At 68.1% G+C, this 23,993-nt stretch carries 20 protein-coding genes and 1 pseudogene; 11 read left to right on the top strand and 10 right to left on the bottom strand.

Going from position 1 to position 23,993, the window contains the following annotated elements; genetic code table 11:
* Window positions 1-5: 5 nt before the first annotated feature.
* From pepN to PK606_RS12045, 4 genes and pseudogenes are all read right to left on the bottom strand, one after another.
* Window positions 6-2,693, bottom strand: a pseudogene (gene pepN / locus PK606_RS12060) (aminopeptidase N); the annotation flags it as partial.
* Between the two features lie 93 nt (window positions 2,694-2,786).
* Window positions 2,787-3,891 (bottom strand): peptide chain release factor 2 gene (gene prfB / locus PK606_RS12055; RefSeq protein WP_324564283.1). Its coding sequence is split into 2 segments (ribosomal slippage): window positions 2,787-3,809 and window positions 3,811-3,891, totalling 1,104 coding nucleotides; the frame shifts between segments, so codons are not numbered across the junction.
* A 100-nt stretch (window positions 3,892-3,991) separates the two neighbouring features.
* Window positions 3,992-4,618, bottom strand: coding sequence for a response regulator transcription factor (locus PK606_RS12050; protein ID WP_324564282.1), 627 nt, complete (start codon window positions 4,616-4,618; stop codon window positions 3,992-3,994).
* On the bottom strand, window positions 4,608-6,419 hold the full coding sequence (locus PK606_RS12045; protein ID WP_324564280.1) for a sensor histidine kinase: 1,812 nt from the start codon (window positions 6,417-6,419) through the stop codon (window positions 4,608-4,610). The genes PK606_RS12050 and PK606_RS12045 overlap by 11 nt, the downstream gene beginning before the upstream one ends.
* A 145-nt stretch (window positions 6,420-6,564) precedes the next feature.
* Here PK606_RS12045 and dsrO point away from each other — a divergent pair, with 145 nt between their 5' ends.
* The 3 genes from dsrO to PK606_RS12030 all read left to right on the top strand — a co-directional run bounded on the left by dsrO (window position 6,565) and on the right by PK606_RS12030 (window position 11,866).
* A complete protein-coding gene (gene dsrO, locus PK606_RS12040; RefSeq protein ID WP_324564277.1) occupies window positions 6,565-7,341 on the top strand; it encodes a sulfate reduction electron transfer complex DsrMKJOP subunit DsrO in 777 nt (258 codons plus the stop codon).
* Between the two features lie 185 nt (window positions 7,342-7,526).
* A complete protein-coding gene (gene nrfD, locus PK606_RS12035; RefSeq protein ID WP_324564275.1) occupies window positions 7,527-8,558 on the top strand; it encodes an NrfD/PsrC family molybdoenzyme membrane anchor subunit in 1,032 nt (343 codons plus the stop codon).
* 29 nt (window positions 8,559-8,587) lie between these two features.
* Window positions 8,588-11,866, top strand: a complete 3,279-nt coding sequence (locus PK606_RS12030; RefSeq protein WP_324564273.1) for a molybdopterin dinucleotide binding domain-containing protein — start codon at window positions 8,588-8,590, stop codon at window positions 11,864-11,866.
* Window positions 11,867-11,947: 81 nt separating this feature from the next.
* On the opposite strand, the gene PK606_RS12025 is transcribed toward PK606_RS12030, so the two are convergent.
* Window positions 11,948-12,874, bottom strand: a complete 927-nt coding sequence (locus PK606_RS12025; RefSeq protein WP_324564270.1) for an alpha/beta fold hydrolase — start codon at window positions 12,872-12,874, stop codon at window positions 11,948-11,950.
* 26 nt (window positions 12,875-12,900) lie between these two features.
* Between PK606_RS12025 and PK606_RS12020 the strand changes: the two genes are divergently transcribed.
* From PK606_RS12020 to PK606_RS12000, 5 genes are all read left to right on the top strand, one after another.
* Window positions 12,901-14,958 carry an acetate--CoA ligase gene (locus tag PK606_RS12020; RefSeq protein ID WP_324564268.1) on the top strand — a complete coding sequence of 686 codons (2,058 nt, stop codon included), beginning with the start codon at window positions 12,901-12,903 and terminating at the stop codon, window positions 14,956-14,958.
* A 44-nt stretch (window positions 14,959-15,002) separates the two neighbouring features.
* Window positions 15,003-16,061, top strand: a complete 1,059-nt coding sequence (locus tag PK606_RS12015; protein WP_324564267.1) for an aldo/keto reductase — start codon at window positions 15,003-15,005, stop codon at window positions 16,059-16,061.
* Window positions 16,062-16,069: 8 nt separating this feature from the next.
* Window positions 16,070-16,564 carry an aminoacyl-tRNA deacylase gene (locus PK606_RS12010; protein ID WP_324564265.1) on the top strand — a complete coding sequence of 165 codons (495 nt, stop codon included), beginning with the start codon at window positions 16,070-16,072 and terminating at the stop codon, window positions 16,562-16,564.
* A gap of 114 nt (window positions 16,565-16,678) precedes the next feature.
* Entirely contained in the window at window positions 16,679-17,311 is a 633-nt protein-coding gene (gene plsY, locus PK606_RS12005) for a glycerol-3-phosphate 1-O-acyltransferase PlsY (protein ID WP_324564262.1), read from the top strand.
* Complete coding sequence (locus PK606_RS12000) at window positions 17,308-17,661, top strand: RidA family protein (RefSeq protein WP_324564259.1); 354 nt, start codon at window positions 17,308-17,310, stop codon at window positions 17,659-17,661. Before plsY ends, PK606_RS12000 begins: the two co-directional genes overlap by 4 nt.
* 183 nt (window positions 17,662-17,844) lie before the next feature.
* Here PK606_RS12000 and PK606_RS11995 read toward each other — a convergent pair whose 3' ends face one another.
* From PK606_RS11995 to PK606_RS11985, 3 genes are read right to left on the bottom strand one after another with little or no spacing between them, the layout of a single operon-like run.
* A complete protein-coding gene (locus PK606_RS11995; RefSeq protein WP_324564256.1) occupies window positions 17,845-18,483 on the bottom strand; it encodes a retropepsin-like aspartic protease family protein in 639 nt (212 codons plus the stop codon).
* Window positions 18,484-18,490: 7 nt separating this feature from the next.
* Window positions 18,491-18,976, bottom strand: coding sequence for a YajQ family cyclic di-GMP-binding protein (locus tag PK606_RS11990; RefSeq protein WP_324564253.1), 486 nt, complete (start codon window positions 18,974-18,976; stop codon window positions 18,491-18,493).
* Between the two features lie 39 nt (window positions 18,977-19,015).
* Complete coding sequence (locus PK606_RS11985) at window positions 19,016-19,288, bottom strand: DUF2164 domain-containing protein (RefSeq protein WP_324564250.1); 273 nt, start codon at window positions 19,286-19,288, stop codon at window positions 19,016-19,018.
* Between the two features lie 45 nt (window positions 19,289-19,333).
* On the opposite strand from PK606_RS11985, the gene murB reads away from it, so the two are divergent.
* A complete protein-coding gene (murB, locus tag PK606_RS11980; protein WP_324564248.1) occupies window positions 19,334-20,386 on the top strand; it encodes a UDP-N-acetylmuramate dehydrogenase in 1,053 nt (350 codons plus the stop codon).
* A gap of 138 nt (window positions 20,387-20,524) precedes the next feature.
* On the opposite strand, the gene PK606_RS11975 is transcribed toward murB, so the two are convergent.
* Both PK606_RS11975 and PK606_RS11970 read right to left on the bottom strand, forming a co-directional pair.
* Complete coding sequence (locus PK606_RS11975; protein WP_324564245.1) at window positions 20,525-21,298, bottom strand: IPTL-CTERM sorting domain-containing protein; 774 nt, start codon at window positions 21,296-21,298, stop codon at window positions 20,525-20,527.
* Window positions 21,299-21,338: 40 nt separating this feature from the next.
* Complete coding sequence (locus PK606_RS11970) at window positions 21,339-21,698, bottom strand: DsrE family protein (protein WP_324564243.1); 360 nt, start codon at window positions 21,696-21,698, stop codon at window positions 21,339-21,341.
* Window positions 21,699-21,766: 68 nt separating this feature from the next.
* On the opposite strand from PK606_RS11970, the gene PK606_RS11965 reads away from it, so the two are divergent.
* Window positions 21,767-22,765 (top strand): AraC family transcriptional regulator, encoded by a 999-nt coding sequence (locus tag PK606_RS11965; protein ID WP_324564240.1) that lies wholly within the window; start codon window positions 21,767-21,769, stop codon window positions 22,763-22,765.
* 315 nt (window positions 22,766-23,080) lie between these two features.
* Window positions 23,081-23,548 (top strand): DUF3592 domain-containing protein, encoded by a 468-nt coding sequence (locus PK606_RS11960; protein WP_502920837.1) that lies wholly within the window; start codon window positions 23,081-23,083, stop codon window positions 23,546-23,548.
* Window positions 23,549-23,993: the final 445 nt, after the last annotated feature.

The raw sequence follows: 23,993 nt of genomic DNA, 5'->3' as shown, positions 1-23,993 counted from the left end.
GGGTCGTCGCCGAGCGCGCGCGTGACCACTTCGCGCACGTCCTTGCTGAGCTCGGGCCGGGCGGCGACGCGGGCGATGGCTTCGCGCGCGGCGCCGCGGTAGGGCTCGGCCAGGCTGGCCCAGCGGTCCAGCGCACGCGCCAGGCGGGCGGCGATCTGCGGATTGATCGGGTCCAGCTCGAGCACGCGGTCGGCCCAGAACACGTAACCCGAGGCGTCGTGGCGGTGGAACGCCGCCGGGTTGCGGTGGCAGTAGCTGAACACCAGGCTGCGCGCACGGTTCGGGTTGCGCAGGTTGAAGTCGGCGTGCTGCAGCAGCTCGCGCACCTGCGGCAGCACGTTGCCGGCGCGGTCGGGCGCCAGCGCCTGCAGCGCGAACCACTTGTCGAGCGCCAGCGCCTCGTGCCGGAACAGGGCGTAGAAGCGCGCCAGGGCAGGGCCTGCCAGCTCATGGCCGGCGCGCACCAGCGCCTCGAGCGCGTTCAGGCGGTCGGTCATGTTGCCGGCATCCTTGACGCGCTGGTAGGCCTTGCCGGGCCACACCGGATCATTGCTGCCCCGGGCCGCCAGGCACAGCATGCGCAGCGCCAGACCGGCCAGCGCGCGCTTGCCGGCCGAGACCGGGTCGGGCCGGTAGGCGCCGGTGTCGTGGCATTGCGTCCAGGCCCATTGCCAGTCGGCGGCCAGGTCGGCGGCCAGCTGCGCCTCCATCGCATCGCGCACGGCGTGGATGCGCTGCGGATCGACCGCGTCGAGCTGCTCGGCGATGTAGTCCTCGCCGGGCAGCGTCAGCACCAGCGTCTTGAAGGCGGCATCCAGCTGCGGATCGCGCAGCACCGTGCGCAGTGCCGCTACATAGGCCTCGGTCAGCGGCCTGGCGCTGGCGGAGTCCGCACCGCCCACGATGTGTTCGATGGCGGTGCGCAGGCCGAGCTGCTGGCCGGCCTCCCAGCGGTTGAACGGGTCGCTGTCGTGCGCCAGCAGGTGCAGCAGTTGCTCGGGCGTGGTGTCGATGTCGAGCGCGACCGGCGCCGAGAAGCCGCGCAGCAGCGAGGGCACGGGCGCGCTGTCGACGTCGTGGAAGGTGAGGGTGGTTTCGGCCTCGCTCAGCACACAGGTCAGGCTGCCTTCGCTGGCTGGCGCATCGGGTGCCAGTTTGAGCGGCAGGTCGCGCCCATCGGCGCCGACCAGGCCGAGGCGGATCGGGATCACGAACAGCGCCTTCACCGGCTGGCCCGGCGTGGCCGGGCAGCTCTGCGACAGCTTGAGCGTGTAGCGGCGTGCTTCGGCATCGTAAGAACCATCGGCCTTGACCACCGGCGTGCCGGCCTGGCTGTACCAACGCTTGAACTGCGGCAGCAGGCGCGCCAGCTCGCTTTCGGGATTGGCATCGGCCATGGCGGCCGCAAAGTCGTCGCAGGTCACGGCCTGGCCGTCGTGGCGCTGGAAGTACAGCGCCAGCCCCTCGCGGAAGCCGTCACGGCCGACCAGGGTCTGCATCATGCGCACCACCTCGGCGCCTTTTTCGTAGATGGTGGTGGTGTAGAAGTTGCTGATCTCCAGGTATTCGTCCGGCCGTACCGGGTGCGCCATCGGGCCGGCGTCCTCGGGGAACTGGGCGCTGCGCAGGCCGATCACCTGCTCGATGCGCTTGACCGCGCGCGCGCTCGGCGTGCCGGCCAGGTCCATGCTGAACTCCTGGTCGCGGAACACCGTCAGGCCTTCCTTCAGGCTGAGCTGGAACCAGTCGCGGCAGGTGACGCGGTTGCCGGTCCAGTTGTGGAAGTACTCGTGGCCGATCACGCTTTCAATGGCGTCGTAGTCGGCGTCGGTGGCGGTCGACGGCTTGGCCAGCACGTACTTGGTGTTGAAGATGTTGAGGCCCTTGTTCTCCATCGCGCCGGCGTTGAAGTCGCTGGTGGCGACCACCATGAAGCGCTCCAGGTCGAGCGACAGGCCGAAGCGCGCCTCGTCCCAGGCGATCGAGGCCATCAGTGCGTTCATGGCGTGCTCGGTCTTGTCGAGGTCGCCGGCGCGCACGTAGACCTGCAGCAGGTGCTCCTGGCCGGCGCGGCTCACGATGCGCTGCTCGCGCGCCACCAGCTTGCCCGCGACCAGCGCGAACAGGTAGCTGGGTTTCCTGTGCGGATCGTGCCAGGTGGCGAAGTGGCGCCCGCCGTCGAGCTCGCCCTCGTCGACCAGGTTGCCGTTGGCCAGCAGCACCGGATAGCGCGCCTTGTCGGCGCGCAGCGTGACGGTGTAGGTCGCCATCACGTCGGGCCGGTCGAGGAAGTAGGTGATGCGGCGGAAGCCCTCGGCTTCGCACTGGGTGAAGAAGTCGCCGCCGCTCATGAACAGGCCCATCAGCTGGGTGTTCTTCTCCGGATAGCAGGTGGTGAACAGCTCCAGCTCGATCGGCTCGTCGCCGCCCGGCAGGTTCTCCAGCACCAGCGCCTCGCCGTCCATGCGGAAGCTGCAGCCCTGGCCGTTCAGCAGCACGCGCGACAGGTTCAGGTCCTCGCCGTCCAGGCGCAGCGGCTGCGGCGGCACGTCGGGGTTGCGGCGCAGCCGCAGGCGGTTGAGCACGCGGGTCTTGCCCGGATCCAGGTCGAAGCTCAGCTCGACGCTGTCGATCCAGAAGGCGGGGGGCTGGTAGTCCAGTCGCCGGGTGACGGCGGCTTGTCCTTCGCGCATGTCGATTCCTCTGTATTCCAATACGGGTAGCTTAGCCTGCCGCAAGCAGGCCCTGGCACGGCGCGCAGCTTGCGGCGCCGGGCCAGGCCGGTGTCACACGCCCTGCTTGAGGCTGGCCTCGATGAAGGGGTCGAGGTCGCCGTCGAGCACCTTCTGCGTGTTGCTGATCTCGACGTTGGTGCGCAGGTCCTTGATGCGGCTGTTGTCCAGCACGTAGCTGCGGATCTGGTGGCCCCAGCCGACGTCGGTCTTGCTGTCTTCCAGCTTCTGCTGCTCCTCGGTGCGCTTGCGCATCTCGTGGTCGTACAGGCGCGAGCGCAGGCGCTGCCAGGCGACGTCGCGGTTCGAATGCTGGCTGCGGCTGTCCTGGCACTGCACCACGATGCCGGTCGGCACGTGCGTCAGGCGCACCGCCGAGTCGGTCTTGTTGATGTGCTGGCCGCCGGCGCCGCTGGCGCGGTAGGTGTCCACGCGCACGTCGGCCGGGTTGATGTCGATCTCGATCGAGTCGTCGATCTCCGGATAGACGAACACGCTGGCGAAGCTGGTGTGGCGACCGCCGGAGGAGTCGAACGGGCTCTTGCGCACCAGCCGGTGCACGCCGGTCTCGGTGCGCAGCAGGCCGTAGGCGTACTCGCCCTCGATCTTCACCGTGGCGCCCTTGATGCCGGCGGTGTCGCCCGGGGTCTCGTCCTCGATGTCGGTCCTGAATCCCTTGCGCTCGGCATAGCGCAGGTACTGGCGCAGCAGCATGCTGGCCCAGTCCTGCGCCTCGGTGCCGCCGGCGCCGGCCTGGATGTCGAGGAAGCAGTTGTTGGGGTCGGCCGGCTGGTTGAACATGCGGCGGAACTCGAGCTCCTCCACCGTTTTTTCCAGCTCGTCGGCGTCGTCGGCGATGGCTTGCAAGGCGGCTTCGTCATCCTCCTCGCGGCTCATCTCGAACAGTTCGGCGTTGTCGGCCAGGCTGCTGGTCAGCTCGTCGAGCGTCACGACCACGCCTTCCAGCGACTTCTTCTCCTTGCCCAGCTCCTGGGCCTTTTTCGGGTCGTTCCAGACCGCCGGATCCTCCAGCGCGGCGTTGACCGTCCTCAGCCGTTCAGCCTTGGCAGCGTAGTCAAAGATACCCCCGTAGCGCGTCGGTGCGCGCACGAAGGTCGTCGATCTGGTCGCCAATCTGGTTGATGCGTTCTGCTTCCATGGATGCTCTCTCGGTCGGGGTACGGGGCGCGCCTCCGCGGCGCGGAACCCTTGATTTTCTCATGGACGCCCCGGTTGCGGCGCGGATCGCGGCCGCTGCCTCAGTCCAGCGCGCGCGGGTCGCTCAGCAGCATCAGCCGCGCCAGCTCGGCCGCGCTGCCGACCTCGGCTTTCTCCATCACGTGCTGGCGATGGATGTGCACGGTCTTCTCGCTGATGTCGAGCTCGCGCGCCACCAGCTTGTTGGGCAGGCCGCGGGCCACTAGGCGCGCCACCTCGGCTTCGCGTGGCGACAGGCGCGCCAGGCGCTCGCCGGCCTGCTGCCGGCGCTCCGTGGAGGCCACGTCCGCCTCGCGCCGGCGCAGGGCGGCCGAGACGACGTCGAGCAGGCGCTGGTCCCGGAAAGGTTTTTCCAGGAAGTCGAAGGCGCCGTGCTTCATGGCCTGCACCGCCAGCTCGACGTCGCCGTGGCCGGTGATGAACACGATCGGCAGGCGGCAGCCGCGCGCGATCAGGGCCTGCTGCAACTCCAGCCCGCTCATGCCCGGCATGCGCACGTCGAGCAGCAGGCAGCCGGTCTGGTCGAACGCGGGCAGGCCGTGCTCGAGGTAATCCGCCGCCGAGGCGTGCGCCTGCACGGCCCAGCCCATGGATTCGAGCAGGAACACCAGCGAGCGGCGGAACGCGGCGTCGTCGTCGACCAGGTGGATCTGCCAGTCAGGCGTCACGGGCGGGTTTTCGGTCATCGTCGGGAAGCGTCAGCGTGAACTGCAGGCCGGGGCCGTCCTCGGCCGTGCTGGCGTCCAGCCGGCCGCCATGCGCCTCGGCAATGCTGCGGCAGATCGCCAGGCCCAGGCCCATGCCGTCTGCCTTGGTGGTGAAGAAGGGTTCGAACAGCTGCGATTGTTGCCCAGCGGGCAGGGCGTTGCCGCGATCGCGTACGGCGATGTGCAGGCCGTTCGCGTCGCGGTGAAGCATGACGGTGAGTTGCTGCCGCTCGGTGGGCAACTCGCGCGTGGCGTCCCAGCCGTTCTTGAGCAGGTTCAGAAGCACCTGCTGGATCTGCAGCGCATCGACGGTGAGCGTGCTGCCCGCCGGCAGCTCATTCACCACATCGACCGGCGGTGCGTGCACCTGCATGCCGCGAAACAGCGCCACGGCTTCCTGCACCAGCGCCACCGGATCGACGGTCTGCCGCTGCGCCACGCGCTTTCTCGCGAAGGCGCGGATGCGGCTCAGCACGCCGGCGGCGCGCTCGGCCTGACCGGCCATCTCGGAGGCGGCCTCGCGCGCGGCCTCGGGACTCAGGCGCTGCCGGTCGATGCGGCGGATCAGGCTTTGCGCATAGTTGCCGATCGCCGCCAGCGGCTGGTTCAGCTCGTGCGCCAGCGTGCCGGAGAGTTCGCCCAGCACCGACAGGCGCGCCATGTGCTCGGCCTGCTCGCGGCTCTGCCGCAGGTGATGTTCCAGTTCGTCGCGCTCGCGCGCCGCCTGGCGCAGATCGGCGGTGCGCGCCTGCACCTGGCGCTCGACGTGCAGGGTGTAGATGCCGCCCAGCGCGATCAGGCCCAGCAGCCCGGCCAGCCACGGCCAGTGGCGCCGTGCCAGTGCCGTCAGCGTCGGCACGCGCAGGTTGGCGTAGGGGCCGATCTTCAACTCGCGCTGCAGCTCGTGCACCGACTGGTAGTCGGCCGGCACGGTCCAGGTGATCGGGCTGTCGCCGGCGCGCATCTCCAGCAGGGCGATGGTGACGGCACGCGCCAGCGCCGGGTCGGTGTGGCGCAGCGTGGCGATCGGCCAGTTCGGATAGACGCGGGTGGAGGTGGCGCAGGCGAAGCCGGTTTCGGGCCGCGATGCCACCACGCGGAAGCGCGTGCGCCATTCCGGCCGGCTCTCGATCATGCAGGCGCGCACGAAGCCGGCGTCGGCGGCGCCGCTGGCCACGGCGTCCAGCACGCGGTCCATCGGCAGGCCGATCACCCGCAGTTCGCGCAGCTCGCTTTCAGGATCGATGCCCTCGGCCGCCAGTTCGCGCCACACCAGTTGGTAGCCCGAGAAGGCCTCCTTGCCGACCACGGCCACGCGCTGCCCGCGCAGGTCGGCCAGGTGCTGGATCCGCTGATCACCCGCCAGCGTGACCACCGCGGCGCCCACCGCCTGCCAGGCCGAGGTCGGCAGCGTGCTGCCGGTCTGCAGGGTGAGGATGCGGGAGGCGCCGACGCGCGCCTCGAGCTCGACGTAATGCCCCGGGTTGGTGATGACGAAGTCGACGTGGCCTGACTGCGCCGCCTCGTTCAGCGCGGCGTGGTCCAGCGAGATCAGCTCGACCGTGCGGCCGGGCAGGGCGCGCCGCAGTTGCGTGGCCACCGGAGTCCATTCCTCGACCGCAGCATCCGGGCCCAGGTAGGCCAGCACGCCGATGCGCATCGCGGCGGCGTCCTGCGCCCAGGCCAAGGCGCCGCAGCAGCACAGCAGCAGGCTCAACACGGCCGGACGCACGCAGCCGGGAAAGCGGCGAAGAAAAACCATCACCGGCCGCATTTCAATTCCGAGTAACCAGGTCGGCAATAGGGAAAAGCGTCTAGCTGGCTCATTCATTCGCCCGATTGGCAGTGTGGTCATCGATTCTTACATTGAGACACGCGCTGGAAAGCGTCTTGAAGGACCCCACAGAATGAGTACTCCAACCCCTCCCAACTCTCCGTCGACCAGCAAGCGCGGCCTGCTGCGCGCCTTGCTGGGCCTGGGCGTCACGGCCACCGGCATGGTGGTTGTCGCCGACCCGGCCGAAGCCGCCATCGGCGGCCAGCCGGTGCGTCGCCCGGGCGAGCAGGGCAAACGCTACGGCATGCTGGTGGACATCCGCCGCTGCATCGGCTGCCAGGCCTGCACGGTGAGCTGCTCGATGGAGAACCTGCCGCCGCTGGGCCAGTTCCGCACCACGGTGCTGCAGTACGAGGTCGACACCAAGGTGCCGGGCGCGCCACCCGCCATGGTGAGCCTGCCGCGCCTGTGCAACCACTGTGACAACCCGCCCTGCGTGCCGGTGTGCCCGGTGCAAGCCACCTTCCAGCGCACCGATGGCGTGGTGCTGGTGGACAACGAGCGCTGCGTGGGCTGCGGCTACTGCGTGCAGGCCTGCCCCTACGACGCGCGCTTCATCAACCACGAGACGCAGACCGCCGACAAGTGCACCTTCTGCGAGCACCGGCTGGAAGCCGGACTGCTGCCGGCCTGCGTCGAAAGCTGCGTCGGCGGTGCGCGCAAGGTGGGCGACCTGAACGACCCCGGCAGCGAGATCGCCACCCTGCTGCGCGAGCACAAGGACGAGATCAAGGTGCTCAAGCCCGACCTGGGCACGCGCCCGCACGTCTTCTACATCGGCCTGCCCGACGAGTTCGTCGACGGCATCGACGGCCAGGCCGGCGTGCGCGTGGTGCCCGAGCACTGAGAAGGTGTGAACGAACCCGCCATGACCACTCATGCCGCCAAAACGGCGCCACTTGTCGTTGCAAATGCTCGCCGTAGCACGAGCTACGTCTGCGCTTTGCGCCTCGATTGGCACCGCTTGGACGACCCGCTCGACCACGCCCGATTCATTCACACCTTCTGAGCCGAGTTGCGAAAGAGAACGCCATGAACATCATCGAACTGCTCACCCCCGCCTACGAAGCGGCCTGGCTGCCGTGGGCCGTGCAGTACTTCTTCCTGATCGGCATCGCCGCCACCGCGGCGCTGCTGGCCGCGTGGCTGGCCTTCGGCAACGCCGATTCCGACCGTGCCCGGCTGCTGCCCGCCGTGGTGACGGTGCTGGTGGTGGCCAGCATCGCCGCTCCGGTGTCGCTGCTGGCCGACCTGCACCAGCCGGGCCGCTTCTGGCATTTCTATGCCCATCCCACGCCCTGGTCGTGGATGTCGCTGGGCGCCTTCCTGCTGCCGCTGTTCGTGGCGCTGTCGCTGGCCTTCACGGCCCTGTGGTGGCTGCGCAGGCCGGGCCTGCTGCGCCTGGTGGCGCTGCTGCTGGCGTTGAGTGCGCTGAGCATCCTGGCCTACACCGGGGGCGAGCTGATGGTGGTGCGTGCGCGGCCGCTGTGGGCCACGGCCTTCCTGCCCGTCAACCTGGCGCTCACCGGCATGCTGGGCACGCTGGGCGCCGTGCTGCTGGTGGCGCGCTGGCTGCCGGCCGGCCTGGATGCCGCGCCGCTGCCGCTGGTGCGCAGCCTGGCGCAGTGGGTGTCGCTGGCGCTGGTGGTGACGGCACTGGCCTGGGCGCTGCTGGGCGCGCTGGGCCAGTCGCCCTCGTTCGGCGAGGCGGTTGGCCTGTTCAACGAGTTCGGCGCCTGGAAGCTGGCGTTGATCGGCTCGGTCGTCGGCGGCCTGGCGCTGCTGGCGCTGATCTGGCGGCCGGTGCGCGGCGCGATGGGCGCCGGCTACGTGCTGCTGCTGGCCATCGCCATGCTGGTGGCCGCCTGGGTATTCCGCTGGATCGTGTTCATGGCCGTGCAGATGGTGCCCAAGTTCGGCGCCGGGCTGTACCTGCAGGGCATTTCCTGGGGCGGCGATGGCGTGCTCGGCATGGTCGGCGTGTTCGGCCTGGTGGCCGCGCTGATCGCCGTCGTGACCTACGCCCTGTACCGCTTCCCGCCGCGCCCGGCGCTGGCGGCCTGAACCCGCGCCCCGACTGGATGGAGATCGACATGACTGACGCAGTGAAAGACAAGAGCCGGGCCAGCAGCGCAGCGCCCGACCTGGGCAAGCGCAAGCTCATCACGCACGGCAGCATCGCTGCTGGCGGACTGGCCGCCTTTGCCGCCGGCTACGGCGAAACCGTGCTGAAGGCCAGCAAGGGCCTGGTGACGGGCAGCGCCGGCGAGGTGCCGGCGCACGCCACGCGCGGCAACTCGCTCACGCCTGAGTTCCGCATCGACGCCAGCACCGGTGCGCTGACGACCCAGCCTGGCCAGACCGTGGCGATGTCGAGCTGCATGGGCTGCTGGACGCAGTGCGGCGTGCGCGTGCGGGTGGACACCGCCAGCAACACCATCCTGCGCGTGGCCGGCAACCCCTACCACCCGCTGGCGACCGCCAAGCCGGTGCCGATGGAAATGCCGATCCGCGAGGCCTACGCCAGGCTGGGCGGCGAGGGTGGCCTGGGTGGCCGCGCCACCTCGTGCGCGCGCGGTTCGTCGATGCAGGAGCAGCAGATCAACCCGCACCGCGTGCTGCAACCGCTCAAGCGCGTGGGGCCGCGCGGCTCGGGTGAATGGAAGAGCATTTCGTTCGAGGACCTGGTCAAGGAAGTCTGCGAAGGCGGCGACCTGTTCGGCGAAGGCCATGTCGATGGCCTGCGCGCCATCTTCGACCAGAAGACGCTGATCGACCCGGAGAACCCTGAGTACGGTGCCAAGGCCAACCAGTTCGTGTTCACCGACGCGTCCAACGAAGGCCGCACGGCGCTGATCCGCCGCTTCACCGAGCAGTCGTTCGGCAGCATCAACTTCGCCAACCACGGCTCGTACTGCGGCCAGAGCTTCCGCGTCGGCGCCGGCGCCGCGCTGGGCAACCTGCGCGGCATGCCGCACGGCAAGCCCGACTGGACCAGCGCCGAGTTCGGCCTGTTCATCGGCACGGCGCCGGCGCAGGCCGGCAACCCGTTCCAGCGCCAGGGGCGTGAACTGGCCGAGGCGCGCTCGCGCAAGGAAAACACCTTCCGCTACGTCGTCGTGTCGCCGATCCTGCCAACCTCGTCCAGCCTGGCGGCGGGCAGCGGCAACCGCTGGGTCCCGGTCAAGCCGGCGAGCGACCTGGCGCTGGCCATGGGCCTGATCCGCTGGATCATCGACAACGACCGCTACGACGCGAAGAACCTGAGCCAGCCCGGCCCGGCCGCCATGGCTGCCGCTGGCGAGGCCACCTGGACCAACGCCACGCACCTGCTGGTGGCTGATCCGAAGCACCCGCGCTACGGCAGCTTCGTGCGCGGTGCCGACCTGGGCTGGCCGAAGCCGGAGCACGAGCCGAAGCCCGACGCGGCACCTGCCGCAGCACCAGCCGCTGCCGGCGGCGCAGCCGCATCGGCTGCTGGTGTTGCCGGCCCCGCCAAGCCGGCGGCGCCCGCGGCTCCGGCGGCGGAAGAAGTGCCCGACGTCTACGTCGTGCAGGCCGCCGACGGCACGCTGGCGGCCAACACGCAAGCCCAGCCGGCCAACCTGAAGGTCGAGATGACGCTCGACATCCCCGCCTGGGGCGAGCAGGGCGTGGCCGTGCCGCTGGCCACCTCGTTCGTGATGCTGACGCGCGAGGCGCAGCGCAAGACGATCGCCGAGTACAGCGAGCTGTGCGGCGTGCCGGTGGCCGAGATCGAGGACCTGGCGCGCGAGTTCACCAGCCACGGCAAGCGTGCTGCAGCCGACGCCCACGGGGGCACCATGAGCGGTGCCGGTTTCCACACCGCCTACGCCATCGGCATGCTGAACACGCTGATCGGCAACCTGAACGTGCGCGGCGGCCTGGTGCTGGACGCGGGCCAATTCGGTCCCTTCGGCCCCGGCCCACGCTACAACTTCGCCGAGTTCGCCGGCCGTGCCAAGCCGGCCGGCCTGGCGCTGTCGCGCAACCGCATGCCGTACGAGAAGTCGAGCGAGTTCAAGCGCAAGAAGGACAGCGGCGCCAACCCGTACCCAGCGCAGGCGCCCTGGTACCCGGCCACCGGCAACCTGAGCAGCGAGATGATCGCCTCGGCGCTCAACGGCTATCCGTACCCGGCCAAGGTGTGGTTTAACCACATGGCCAATCCGGTGTACGCCATCGCGGGCTTTCGCAAGGCCTTGGTCGACAAGCTGAAGGACCCGAAGCTGCTGCCGCTGTCGGTATCGATCAACCCGTTCATCAACGAGACCAACGCCTACGCCGACTACATCGTGCCCGACACGGTGACCTACGAGAGCTGGGGAATCTCGGTGCCCTGGGCCGACGTGGTGGCCAAGTCATCCACCGTGCGCACCCCGGTGGTGGAGCCGCGCGTGGCCAGGACCGCTGGCGGCGAGCCGGTCAACCTGGAATCCTTCCTGTTCGCCTGCGCGCTGACGCTGGGTATGCCGGGCTTCGGTGCTGGTGCCGTGAAGGACAAGGAAGGCAACAGCCACGACCTGAACAACGCCACCGACTTCTTCCTGCGCGGTGTGGCCAACATTGCCTATTCCGGCGGCAAGCCGGTGGGCGAGGCCAGCGACGACGACCTGGAAGTCACCGGCCTGAAGCGCCATGCCGGGCTGATGCAGGCCAAGCTCAAGCCCGACGAATGGCGCCGGGTGGCGATGGTGCTGACGCGCGGTGGCCGTTTCGACCAGCTTGACCAGGCCTGGGAAGGCGACCACATCAAGGCCAGGCACAAGCCCATGCTGCCGCTGTGGGACGAGCAGATCGCCAGGATGCGCCACAGCATGACCGGCCAGCGCTTCAGCGGCTGCCCGACCTGGCAGCCCACGCTGCTGGCTGGCGGACAGCCGATGCGCGAGAAGTACCCCGAAGCCGAATGGCCGATGCTGATGAGCTCGTACAAGTCGAACCTGATGAGCTCGATCTCGATCGGCATGGCGCGGCTGCGCCAGGTGCACCCGCACAACCCGGTGTCGATCCACCGCGACGATGCGCAGCGCCTCAGCATTGCCAACGGCCAGCGGGTTCGCATCACCAGCCCGGGCGGCAGCATCACCGGCGTAGCGATCGTGCGCGACGGCGTGATGCCCGGCACGGTGGCGGTCGAATACGGCTATGGTCACCAGGAGCTGGGCGCCCGCGCCCACAGCATCGACGGCAAGCAGATGGCCGCCAACGCGGCGCATGCGGCCGGCGTGAACATGAACGACATCGGCATCGTCGATGACACGCGCGGCGGCCACGTCAACGCGTGGATCGACACCATCTCGGGCGCGGCGGTGCGCCAGGGGCTGCCGGTGCGGGTCGAGGCGGCCTGAAGCTGGGCTTGCGTCGGCTGCGTTACTGCAGTCGATCAGGAAAGGGACCGCCTGGGCGGTCCCTTTCTTGTCGGCGCGGGCTCAACCGGCGGTCAGAAAACCTTCCACCAGACGTGCCAGCGCCTGCGGCTGGTCGTGATGCAGCATGTGGCCTGCGTCCTGGATGATTTCATGCTGAACGGTCGGGACCGCCTTCAGGCGCTCATGGAACTCGGCCAGCGTGAACTTGCCGTTCCACCAGTTGCCCAGGTTGTCCTCGCTGGCTTCGACCATCAGGGTGGGCGCACTGATCGCCGCGTACAGCGCCAGCATTTCCTCGACCCGGAACAACTGCGCGCTGGTGATGCGGTGCGCTGCATCGCCCAGGATCTCGCGCCGGGTGCCGCCGTCGGGCTGCGTACGTTCCTCGGACCATTCGCGTGCCAGCCAGTCGGCCTTGTCCTGCGGTAGGCGGCGGTTGGTCTTCATCAGGCGCGCGGCGACGGCGGCGAGGTCGGGGTAGGTCTTGAGCGCCTTCTCGCCGCGGTGCAGCGCCTTGATCTCGTCGATCCAGCGCGCGTAGCGCTTCGGCGCCTGCGCTGGCCTGGTCGCCGGCATGCCGAAGCCTTCCAGGTTGACCAGGCGACGGATGCGCCCAGGCCGTGTGCCGGCGTACATCATGGCGATGTTGCCGCCCATGCTGTGGCCGACCAGGTCGACCGGTCGCTCTCCCACGAAATGGTCCAGCAGGCACTCCAGGTCGCCTAGGTAATCGGCAAAGCTGTAGTGGTCGCAGGCCGGTCCGCTGGAGTGGCCGAAGCCGCGCCAGTCCGGCGCGATGATGAAGCGGCCGGAGAAAAACCCCGGCGTCAGCGCATCGACCATGAACTGGTAACTTGCTGCCACGTCCATCCAGCCGTGCACCAGCACCAGCGGCGCCGCGCCTGGATCACCCCACAGGCGGACGTGGTAGTTGTGCAATCGGATCGGGACGAACTCGCTGCGCGAGGGGCGGACGACTTGATACATTGGCGCAAATCTTAGAGGAGACCACCATGGGCAGCGGTCGAGCAGGCGACAAGGCGGGCGGCCACGCGGGCAACAGCGCGGGTGACCACTACGCCACGATGCAGCAGGGTTTTCGCTGGCGGGTGCCGAAGCGCTTCAACATGGCCGAGGCCTGCAGCAGGCGCTGGGCCGCGCGGCCCGATGCTGCCGCACGGGTCGCGATCATCGAGCACCAGGGCGAGGGTGCGCCGCGTACCCATTCCTACGCCGCGCTGCAGACGGCGGCGAACTGCCTGTCCAACGCGCTGCTGCGCCTGGGTGTGCGTCGCGGTGACCGGGTGGCGATCGTGATGCCGCAGCGCTTCGAAACCGCCGTCGCGTACATGGGCGTGCTGCAGATGGGCGCCATCGCGATGCCGCTGTCGCAGCTGTTCGGTCCCGACGCGCTCGAGTACCGCCTGCAGAACGCCGAGGCGCTGGCGGCCATCTGCGACGAGGCCTCGATGGACAGCCTGCTGGCGACGCGCGCCAGTTGCCCCTCGCTCAGGACCGTGATCGGCCTGGGCATCGGCGCGGGCCGCGCCGACCACGCCTGGCACGCCGTTCTGGCGCAGTCGCCCGACACCTTCGAGCTGGTCGATACCCGCGCCGACGACCCCGCGGTGCTGATCTACACCAGCGGCACCACCGGCGCGCCCAAGGGCGCCCTGATCCCGCACCGTGCCCTGATCGGCAACCTGCCCGGCTTCGTCTGCAGCCACAACTGGTTCGGTTTCGAGCCAAGCATCCAGAGTGCAGGCGCCTCGCCCCAAAGTGACTCCCGCCCCCGCGCGGGGGCGGGCCGGGGTGGGGGCGGTCACATGACGGGCAAAGCCCAGTCTGCGGGAAAAGACCGGAATACGTCCGTGTTCTGGTCTCCCGCAGACTGGGCTTGGACCGGCGGCTTGATGGACGCCCTGTTGCCTTCCCTCTACTTCGGTCGCCCCATCGTCGCCCACAACGGCCGCTTCGATCCCGAACTGGCTTTCCAGATCCTCGATCGGCACCGCGTCACGCACAGCTTCCTGTTCCCGACCGCGCTCAAGGCCATGATGAAGGCGGTTCCGTACCCGCGCCAGCACTACAAGCTGTACCTCCAGGGATTGATGAGCGCCGGCGAGGCCGTGGGCGACGCCGTGTTCGCCTGGTGCCGTGACGAACTGGGCGTGATCGTCAACGAGATGTTCGGCCAGACCGAGGTCAACTACATCGTCGGCAACTGCGCGATGAACGACCAGAGAGCATCCGCCGCCGCGCCGGGCCGCCCCAAGCAAGGCGGGGCCCCCTCGGGGGGCAGCGAAGCACACGAAGTGGCGAGCGTGGGGGCCTTATCCGCCGCCGCGCCGGGCCGCCCCAAGCAAGGCGGGGCCCCCTTGGGGGGCAGCGAAGCACACGAAGTGGCGAGCGTGGGGGCATGTTTGGTGGGCTGGCCCGCCAAACCGAACAGCATGGGCCGTGGCTACCCCGGTCACCTGGTCGATGTCATCGACGAAGAGGGCCGGCGCTGCGCCGACGGCGTGCCCGGCGAGGTCGCCATCCGCCGCACCGACATCCACGGCGATCCGGATCCGATCTTCTTCCTTGGCTACTGGAACAACGAAGCCGCCACGCGCGCCAAGTTCACGGGCGACTGGTGGCGCACCGGTGATGTGGCGGTGCGCGACCAGGACGGCTACCTCTGGTACCAGGGCCGCGCCGACGACGTGTTCAAGTCGGCCGGCTACCGCATCGGGCCGGGCGAGATCGAGAACTGCCTGGTCAAGCACCCGGCGGTGGCCAACTGCGCCGTGGTGCCCAAGCCCGACGCCGAGCGCGGCGCGCTGGTCAAGGCCTACGTGGTGCTGACGCCCGACTACGCGGCACGGCGCGATGCCGCCGGTACCTTCGAGCAGGCGCTGATCGCGCAACTACAGCAGCACGTCAGGGGCCAGCTCGCGCCCTACGAATACCCGAAGGAGATCGAGTTCATCGACCAGCTGCCGATGACCACCACCGGCAAGGTGCAGCGGCGCGTACTGCGCCTGCAGGAGGAAGAACGGGCGAGGGCGGCAGCGGGCGCGCGCTGAGGCCCCTACACTTGGCCGCGTTGTTCGGATCCATCCCCCGGCCCATGAATCTCGTTTCCCTCGGCAGCAGCGAACTGCGCGTCACCCCCATCTGCCTCGGCACCATGACCTTCGGCGAGCAGGTGGATGAAGCCACCTCGCACGCCATTCTGGACCGCGCCATCGAGCGCGGCGTCAACTTCATCGATACCGCCGAGATGTATCCGGTACCGCCGAGCGCGGCGACCGCCGGCAGCACGGAGCGCTTCATCGGCAGTTGGCTGGCAAGCCGGCCCGGTCTGCGCCAGCGCATCGTGCTGGCGACCAAGGTGGCCGGCCCTTCGCGCGGCATGCCCTGGCTGCGCGAAGGACAGGGCATGACGGCGGCCGACATCGAGGCGTCCTGCCACGCCAGCCTGCAACGCCTGCAGACCGACGTGATCGACCTCTACCAGATCCACTGGCCCGAGCGCCACGTCCCGGCGTTCGGGTCGCTGTACTACGACCCGAAGCTCGAGCAGTCGCAGACGCCGATTCGTGAGCAGCTGGAAGCCCTGGCCAGGCTGGTGCAGGCCGGCAAGGTGCGCGCCATCGGGCTGTCGAACGAGACACCCTACGGCGTGCACGAATTCGTGCGCCTGGCCGAGCAGCACGGCCTGCCGCGCATCGCAACGGTGCAGAACCCGTACTGCCTGATCAGCCGCAGTTACGACAACGGCCTGGACGAAACCTGCCACCGACTGAACGTCGGGCTGCTGGCGTATTCGCCGCTCGGCTTCGGCCTGCTCAGCGGCAAGTACGACGCTACCGGCATCCACGGCGCCGACGCACCGCGCGGCCGCATGAGCCTGTACGAGCGCATGAAGAACCAGCGCTGGGGCCGTGCCTCCTCGCTGGAAGCGGCACGACGCTACAACGAGCTGGCGCGTGCGCACGGATTGAGCCCGACGCAGCTGGCACTGGCGTTCTGCTACCGCAGCTGGCGCGTGGCCAGCACCATCATTGGCGTCACCACGCTGGCGCAGCTCAACGAGGATCTGGATGCCTGGGCGGTGCAGCTGTCCGATGAGCTCCTGGCCGCCTGCGACGCCATCCGGCTCGAGCTGCGCGACCCGGCCAACTGAGCGGCGCCATGGCCAGGAAACAGCACCACGTCAGCGAAACGCCCGCCACCGCGCTGCTGCGGCAGCACGGCGTGGCCTTCACCGAGCACGCCTACGAATACCTGGAGCATGGCGGCGCCGAGCACAGCGCCGAGGTGCTCGGCCTCGACCCCTTCACCGTGGTCAAGACGCTGGTCATGCAGGACCAGGATGCGCGGCCCCTGATCGTGCTGATGCACGGCAACCGCAAGGTCAGCACCAAGAACCTGGCGCGCCAGATCGGCGCCAAGTCGGTCGAGCCGTGCAAGCCCGAGGTCGCCAACCGCCACAGCGGCTACCTGGTCGGCGGCACCTCGCCGTTCGGCACGCGGCGCCAGATGCCGGTGTACATCGAGCAGGGCATCCTGGATCTGCCGCGCATCGCGCTGAATGGCGGACGGCGCGGCTACCTGATCCAGCTCGACCCCCAAGTTTGTGTGCAGTTGCTTGGTGCCAGGCCGGTGCAGTGCGCGATCGATCTGTGACGGTGCCTGGGGTCGCCGCTGGCAGAATGCGGCCACACCGCACCCCACCGTCACGTACCCGCGCGCGAATGGCGGACGCGGACGGATTGAAGCGGATTCGGGACTGATTTCATCTTGGACACCATAGCCCCCTTGCTGGCCACGCTGGCCGCGTACCTGATCGGCTCGCTCAGCTTCGCCGTCATCGTCAGCCGCGCCTTCGGCCTTGCCGACCCGCGCACCTATGGCAGCGGCAACCCCGGCGCCACCAACGTGCTGCGCTCCGGCTCGAAGGCGGCAGCCATCGCCACGCTGCTGCTCGACGCCTTCAAGGGCTGGCTGCCGGTGATGCTGGTGAAGTGGCTGGGCGGACCCTACGGGCTGGGCGAGGGCACGCAGGCGCTGGCCGGCGTGGCCGCCTTCGTCGGCCACCTGTACCCGGTGTTCTTCGGCTTCAAGGGCGGCAAGGGTGTGGCGACGGCGGCTGGCGTGCTGCTGGCGTTCCAGCCCTGGCTGGGGCTGGCGACGCTGGCCAGCTTTGCCATCATCGTGTTCTTCTTCCGCTATGTGTCACTGGCGTCGATGATCGCCGCGCTGTTCGCGCCCGCCTACTACCTGATCGCGGACGGCATCGGCTGGCAGGCCTCGGGCGCGAAGGCGCTGGCCATGGTGGCCATGGCACTGCTGCTGATCTGGCGCCACCGCGAGAACATCAGCCGCCTGCTGGCCGGCAAGGAATCGAAACTGGGATCGAAGAAAAACGCATGAGCACCATCCAACGCCGCGGCGTGACTGCGCGCTATTCCGATGCCGCCGTATTCAATGGCGTGATCTACCTGGCCGGCATGGTGCCGGAAAGCGATGCGACCGACATCCGCGGTCAGACTGCCGACGTGCTGGGGCAGATCGACGCCCACCTGGCGGCGCTGGGCAGCGACAAGACGCGCCTGTTGCGGGTGCAGATCTACCTCGCCGACATCGACGACATCGGTGCCATGAACGAAGTCTGGGATGCCTGGGTGGTGTCCGACCAGGCGCCACCGCGCGCCACCGTGCAGGCGCGCCTGGGCGATCCGGGCTGGAAGATCGAGATGGTGGCGACCGCGGCCCAGCGCTGACGCGCGGCTGCCTCGTGCAGGGCGGCGCTCGACGCTTCCGAAACCCCGTCCGCACTGAGCTTGTCGAAATGCCGAAACCTCGCAGGGTTTCGAGGAAGTTTCCTGAACCGAACGAAGCGCCCGCCCTGAGCCGGGCGGTGGAATCGGGCGGATGGCTCCGACGGCGCCGACCCTGGTTTCGCCTCAGCGACGCATCAGCGTCAGCTGGCCGGCATCGCGGCGCAGGTTGAAGCGGCTGAGATAGCTGTTGCCCAGCAGCACCATCGGCAGTTCGCCGGGAATCACCACGGTGTCGACGCCGTGCGCCGTCACGTCGCCGACGCGCAGGTTGTCGAGCTTCACCAGCCAGCCGAAGGCCGGGCCGTTGGCGGTCACGGTCTGCACGCGCCGGCCTTTCTCGTAGTCCAGGCCGAGCGGCTTGGCCACCATTTCGCTCATCGTCACCACCGAGGCGCCGGTGTCGACCAGGAACCGCACGGGCTTGTTGTTGATGCTGCCCTGGGTGAAGAAATGCCCGTCGCCATCGGCCGCGATCACGATGCGCTGGCCGCCCTGTCGGGCAGGCGAATCGATGTTGACCGGCGTGGCGCCGACCTTGAGCTGGTGCGTCTTGCCGTCGATCTCCACCACCGCCTCGTCGCGTTTGGTCGACAGCAGTTTCACGCCCTGGAACGACTCGCCCGGCGCCAGCGCCTTCGGCGTGCCGCCGTCGACGACGAGCAGCGCCTTGGGGCCCAGCATGCCTTGCAGGGTCACCGTTTGCGCCTGCGCGGCACCGGCCAGGCCGGCCAGCAGCAGCGCGATCAACAGCTTGTGCGGCATGTGGCGCTCAGTCCCGGAAGTTGTCGAACGACAGCGGCAGCTCCGCCATTTCCTTGCGCAGCAAGGCCATCACGGTCTGCAGGTCGTCGCGCTTGGCACCGGTCACGCGCACCGCGTCGCCCTGGATGGCGGCCTGCACCTTGAGCTTGCTTTCCTTGATCAGCTTCTGGATCTTCTTGCCGTCCTCGCTGGCGATGCCGCTGCGCACCTTGATGACCTGTCTGACCTTGTCGCCACCGGCCTTCTCGACTTTGCCCTTGTCGAGAAAGCGCACATCCACGTTGCGCTTGGTGAGGCGGTTGCGCAGGATGTCGTCGATCTGCTGCAGCTGGAAGTCGGCGTCGCCCGTCAGCGTGATTTCCTTTTCCTTCAGCTCGATTGCGGCGCTGGTGCCCTTGAAATCGAAGCGCGTGCCGATCTCCTTGGCGGCGTTGTCCACCGCGTTCCTGACCTCGACCATGTCGGGGTCGCAAACCGTGTCGAATGAGGGCATGGGTCCTACTCCTTGTCGTTGTCGGCGCCGCGCTGCACGTCAGCGCCCCTTGCGCTGGCGGTCGCGCTTGCGCCAGTACTGAAACGCGTCTTCGTGCACCTCCAGGTCCAGTTCCTGGATGCGCGGCAGCAGCTTTTCCTGGGCATCCGCGATCGCGCGGTTGTAGACCAGGGGGCCGATCTCCTCCAGGAAAAATCCCAGCAGGGCACCGGCCGACACATTGCCGATGCGCTCGTCCATGTTCTCCTCGAAGTACCGCATGAGCGATTCGATCGCCTGTTGGCGGTCCTGCTTGTTGAGCTCGACGGACATGTCAGCGGCAGCGCTTGGCACGAAGTGCGATGCGACAATTGTCCCATGTTCATCGAACGCAACGTCTCCCTGCAATCGCTCAACACCTTCGGCATCGCCGCGCGCGCCGCCGCGCTGGTGCGCGTGCGCGGCGCGGACGACGTGCGCCGGCTGCTGGATGACGCGCGGCTGCGGCTGGCGCCCAAGCTGATCCTGGGCGGCGGCAGCAACATCGTGCTGACCGGCGACGTCAAGGGCACGGTGCTGAAGGTCGAGGTGACGGGCCGGCGCGTGCTGGCCGAGACCGAGCACCACGTCGTCGTCGAGGCCGGCGCCGGCGAGAACTGGCACGACTTCGTCGGCTGGACGCTGGATCAGGGCCTGCCCGGGCTGGAGAATCTGGCGCTGATCCCCGGCACCGTCGGCGCCGCGCCGGTGCAGAACATCGGCGCCTATGGGCTCGAGCTGCAGGACCGCTTCCACGAACTGGACGCCATTGATCTGGAGACCGGCGAGGTCTTCACGCTGAATGCCGCGCAATGCGGCTTCGGCTACCGCGATTCGGTGTTCAAGCACGCGCCGGCGCAAGCAGGGGATTTCGGCCTGGCCGGCCGCGCCCTGATCCTGCGCGTGCGTCTGGCCCTGCCCAAGGCCTGGGCGCCGGTGCTGGGCTACCTTGATCTCGAGCGCCGCATGCAGGAGGAGGGCGTGGCGCAGCCGACGGCGCGGCAGATCTTCGATTGGATCGTCGCCATCCGCCGCGCCAAGCTGCCCGACCCGGCCGTGATCGGCAACGCCGGCAGCTTCTTCAAGAACCCCACCGTCACGCCCGAGCAGTGCCAGGACATCATCGGCCGCGACCCGAAGCTGGTGCACTACCCGATGCCCGACGGCAGCGTCAAGCTGGCCGCCGGCTGGCTGATCGACGCCTGCGGCTGGAAGGGCAAGAGCGTCGGCAACGCCGCGGTCTACGACAAGCAGGCGCTGGTGCTGGTCAACCGCGGCGGTCGCGAGCACCCGGCCACCGGTGGCGAGGTCATGACCCTGGCCAAGGCCATCCAGACCAGCGTCTACGAGCGCTTCGGCATCCGGCTGGAGCCGGAGCCGATGGTGGTGTAGGGGCTGGCGCCGCTGTCGGCCATTGCGTACCTGGGCGGCGGGAGCTTGGTGGGCGGCTGGTAGCGGCCACAACCAGCCGTTCGGCCAACGCCCCCGAAGCAGCCATTCTGACCCCGGGTTTCCGCATGACTCGTCGATTCAGCTCTGACGCCGCAACCTTCGCGCGCCCACCCCTGCCGCCAGCAGACCCAGCAGCATCAGGCCCCATTCGCCCAGAGCCGGCACCGGTCTGACGTCCATCGGCGCCGGATCGTTTGCGCCGATCAGCGTGAGTCGCACGGACTTGATCGAACCGCGGTTCCCGTATGCCTCATCGCTGACCATCAGCAACCAGGTGCCGTTGACCTGCGCATCGGACAGGTACGAGAACGCGTCCAGCAACGCGGTTGGCGTGGGATCCGCACTCCTGGTCGTCCGGTAGTTTCCGGGTGGAATGACATCGCCCGGCTCCCACGGATAAGCCGACGCGGCCCACAGGTCGCCGGCGCCGACGAAATTCTCGTCCACGAAGGTGTACGTGCCATCGAAATCTTCGAGCGAACCCGGAGCACCTGCGCCGGGGTAATTCCGCCATACGCGAGAAACCAAGGGGAGGAATGCCCCGCCGTAGGTATTGGGCGACCGCAGCAACAGCGTGAGGTCGCCCGAAGCGGTGTGTTCAAGCTCGACGGCGACGCTCATCTTCCGGATGGGGCCGACGAAGCCGCTGACCACGATCGGGATGTTGATTTCAGTGATGGGATTGCCCATGCCGGGGTAGTCGGGAATGGCGACGGGCGTCCCGGTGGCGGTGTAGGTGGCGGCCTGCGCCGGCCAGACCGCCAGCCACGCACAGGCCGCCAGCACCGTCGCAGCGCGGCGTGACGCCCTGGCGAACAGTGCAGCGCTTGGGTGGAACGTCGTGACATCCATGTGGCCTGTCTCCCGATGGGTTCGAATCAGTTGCCCGCTTTCAGAACGACAGCGTCGCCGCGCCGGCCTTGACCTGCTCGAACATCGCGCTGGCGCCCTTGATCTCGACGCCCTCGATGAAGTCGGTGGGCTCGTAGCCCCTTGAGGCGACGCAGGGCGGGCAGGCCCAGATCTTTCCCCCGCGACTGAGAAACGAATCCATCAGGGTGCGCAGCGGATCGAGCGGCGGCACATGGGTCATCTGCTGGCCCCGCTTGCGCACCAGATCGACGGCGGCGCTGGTCAGGAACACGAACACCTCCATTTCGGCGGTCTGTGCGCCATTGGCCAGCGTGAACGCCACCGACGACATCTCCGAATCGATGCCGCGCGACATCAGGATCACGAGCTTGTTGGTCATGATGGTCTCCTTGGATAATTGCGGTGCTGCGGTGATCCGCAGTATCCGAACGCAAGGAGTGCTTGTCTTTGGCCGAGCTTCCGCATGTTTTGATCGATCCGACGGGTGGACCGGTCCTGCCGCATGTCGCTGGCATGGATGTGTTGTCGCGCCTGCTGCGCGACATCCGGGTCAGCAGGTGCGTGCAGTTCTGTTTCGAGCCGTACGGCGAATGGATGGTCGATGCCGCGTCGGCGACGTTTCGGCCGCCCGGTGCGGTTTGCATGCACATCGTCGTCGAGGGAAGCCTGTGGCTGGACATGGGCGATCATCACCAAACCATTCAAAGTGGTGACGTCGTGATCCTGCCGCGCGGGTCACAGCATCTGTTTGGCGCCGGGACGACGGGGCGTTTGCTCAATCCGGGCGATGACATGCCGCCGCCGCCGTGGGATCGCATCCCGACGCTGACCTACGAGGCTTCCGGCCCTCGCAGCCGAATGCTGTGCGGATTCATCGAAGCGAGGGTGCTGGACTTCCAGCCCCTGCTGGCAGGCTTGCCCGACGTCATGGTGGCACGCACCACGGCCGGCGGTTCGGACTTTCTCATGCCGGCCGTGGCGCGGCTGATTCGTGAGATCGACGAGCCTTCCCCGGGCGGCATGACGATCGTGTCGCGCCTGAGTGAGATCATCTTCATCGAACTGCTGCGGCGACAGATGCTGGCCGCCAAGGCTGCCGGTGGCTGGCTGGGCGCACTGGGCGATCCGGTCCTTTACAAGGCCTTGAGACACCTCCATGAACGACCCGATGAACACTGGACGCAGCAGAACCTGGCGGAAGCAACGGGTGTCTCGAAGACCGTGCTGTGTCAGCACTTCCAGAGCGTGCTGAACATGTCTCCGATGCGCTATCTGCGCGAATGGAAGCTCTATCTGGCCTCGGCCGAGCTCACACAGTCGGCCGAACCGATCATCCGGATTGCCGAACGCGCCGGCTATGGCACGGAAGCGGCTTTCTGCCGCGCGTTCGCAAGACACCACGGGATGCCTCCAGCCAAATGGCGCAAGCTCAACGGCGTACCGTAACCTGTGGACAGTGTAGGCGCCTGTTTTCCTAGCCGTGATCGGCGAGTGAGCTGCTCGGGCTACCGGTCGCGTGCCTGCCCGGTGCACCCGCGACGCGGTCGCGCTCTGGTCACCATGGCGAAGTGCGGTCTTGACGCTGGATTGACGCGCGCCACAACTTGGGGGACTGCGGAAGCGGTGCGAAGGTGATCACGAGAGCCGGCATCTGGCACGGCGCGATCGCGTGCTGTAAATTGACGCTCTCACACTTTGACGACCCCGGGACCCGCGATCATGGTCTATGTCGTTTCGCTGTTCGCGTTGGGATGTGCCGCCATGTCCCTGTTCCTGCTCGCGAGAGGTGTCTCCGCGTTGTTGCGAAGCTGGCGCGCGACGCGATACTGGCTTCGGGTGCAAGGCCGCGTCATCGACGTCGAGGCGCGCCGTGGGGTAACCACCACGCCGTCACGCGTCACATCGGCCAATTCTTCGCGCGGTTACTCGGGCCAGGGTCTTCGCGAGGAGATCGTCTACATCCCGAAATACCAGTACACGAAGTCGGACGGCTCCACTGCCACCGTCGTATCGGGCGCGGTCAGCAGCGATCCGGAGACTTACAAGATCGGGAGAATTGACGAACTGCTGGTGGACCCCGAAGGTGTCGCGGATCCGTTGACCAACGTGCGCAGCGGCATCTGGTTCATGCCATTGGGGATGCTGGCCGCCAGTGTTTGCGCAGCAGTGGCAGCGTTGGCGGCCGGGTACATGGTCGTGCGCAATCTGGGTCTGCTGTCAGTCGAATGACTTGACCGTCGAATACCCTTGTTTGGCCAAGGTCGAGCTGACGCAGGCTGTCCGTTGATGCCGCATTTGGTGCAACGCGTGTCCGTCAGCCAGCAAGCCGGCAGCGTTGTACTGATGAGTGGTCAGACAGGCTTGTTCAGTCGTTGCGCCCGAGTTTCGCTGTCACCAGTCCCAACAAGGACGATGGTTCGCGCTTGCGCCTCGTGCCCCAGCACGGATGGCCGCAGGCGGGGAGCTTGATCGTCGGCAAAGAGGTTACATGGGCTGCTCCGATCCACAACGAAATAGAGCTGGTTGAATCGGGACTGACGGCTGGCGCGAGAACGCATGGTCCGCGTTGGGTCGAAACAGGCCATATTGCGCACCACAAGAGCCCGCCGCGCCAGTAGCTTGAACCGCCCCGGGTTTAGGGGAGTCTCCGTTCTTTGAGAGGATGGAGCCATGA

Origin of the sequence: Ottowia sp. (genome assembly GCF_035444425.1) — a bacterium.
GTDB lineage: Bacteria > Pseudomonadota > Gammaproteobacteria > Burkholderiales > Burkholderiaceae_C > Ottowia.
Note: the sequence above shows the minus strand (reverse complement) of the source record. Positions and strands in the feature narration are given on the sequence as shown.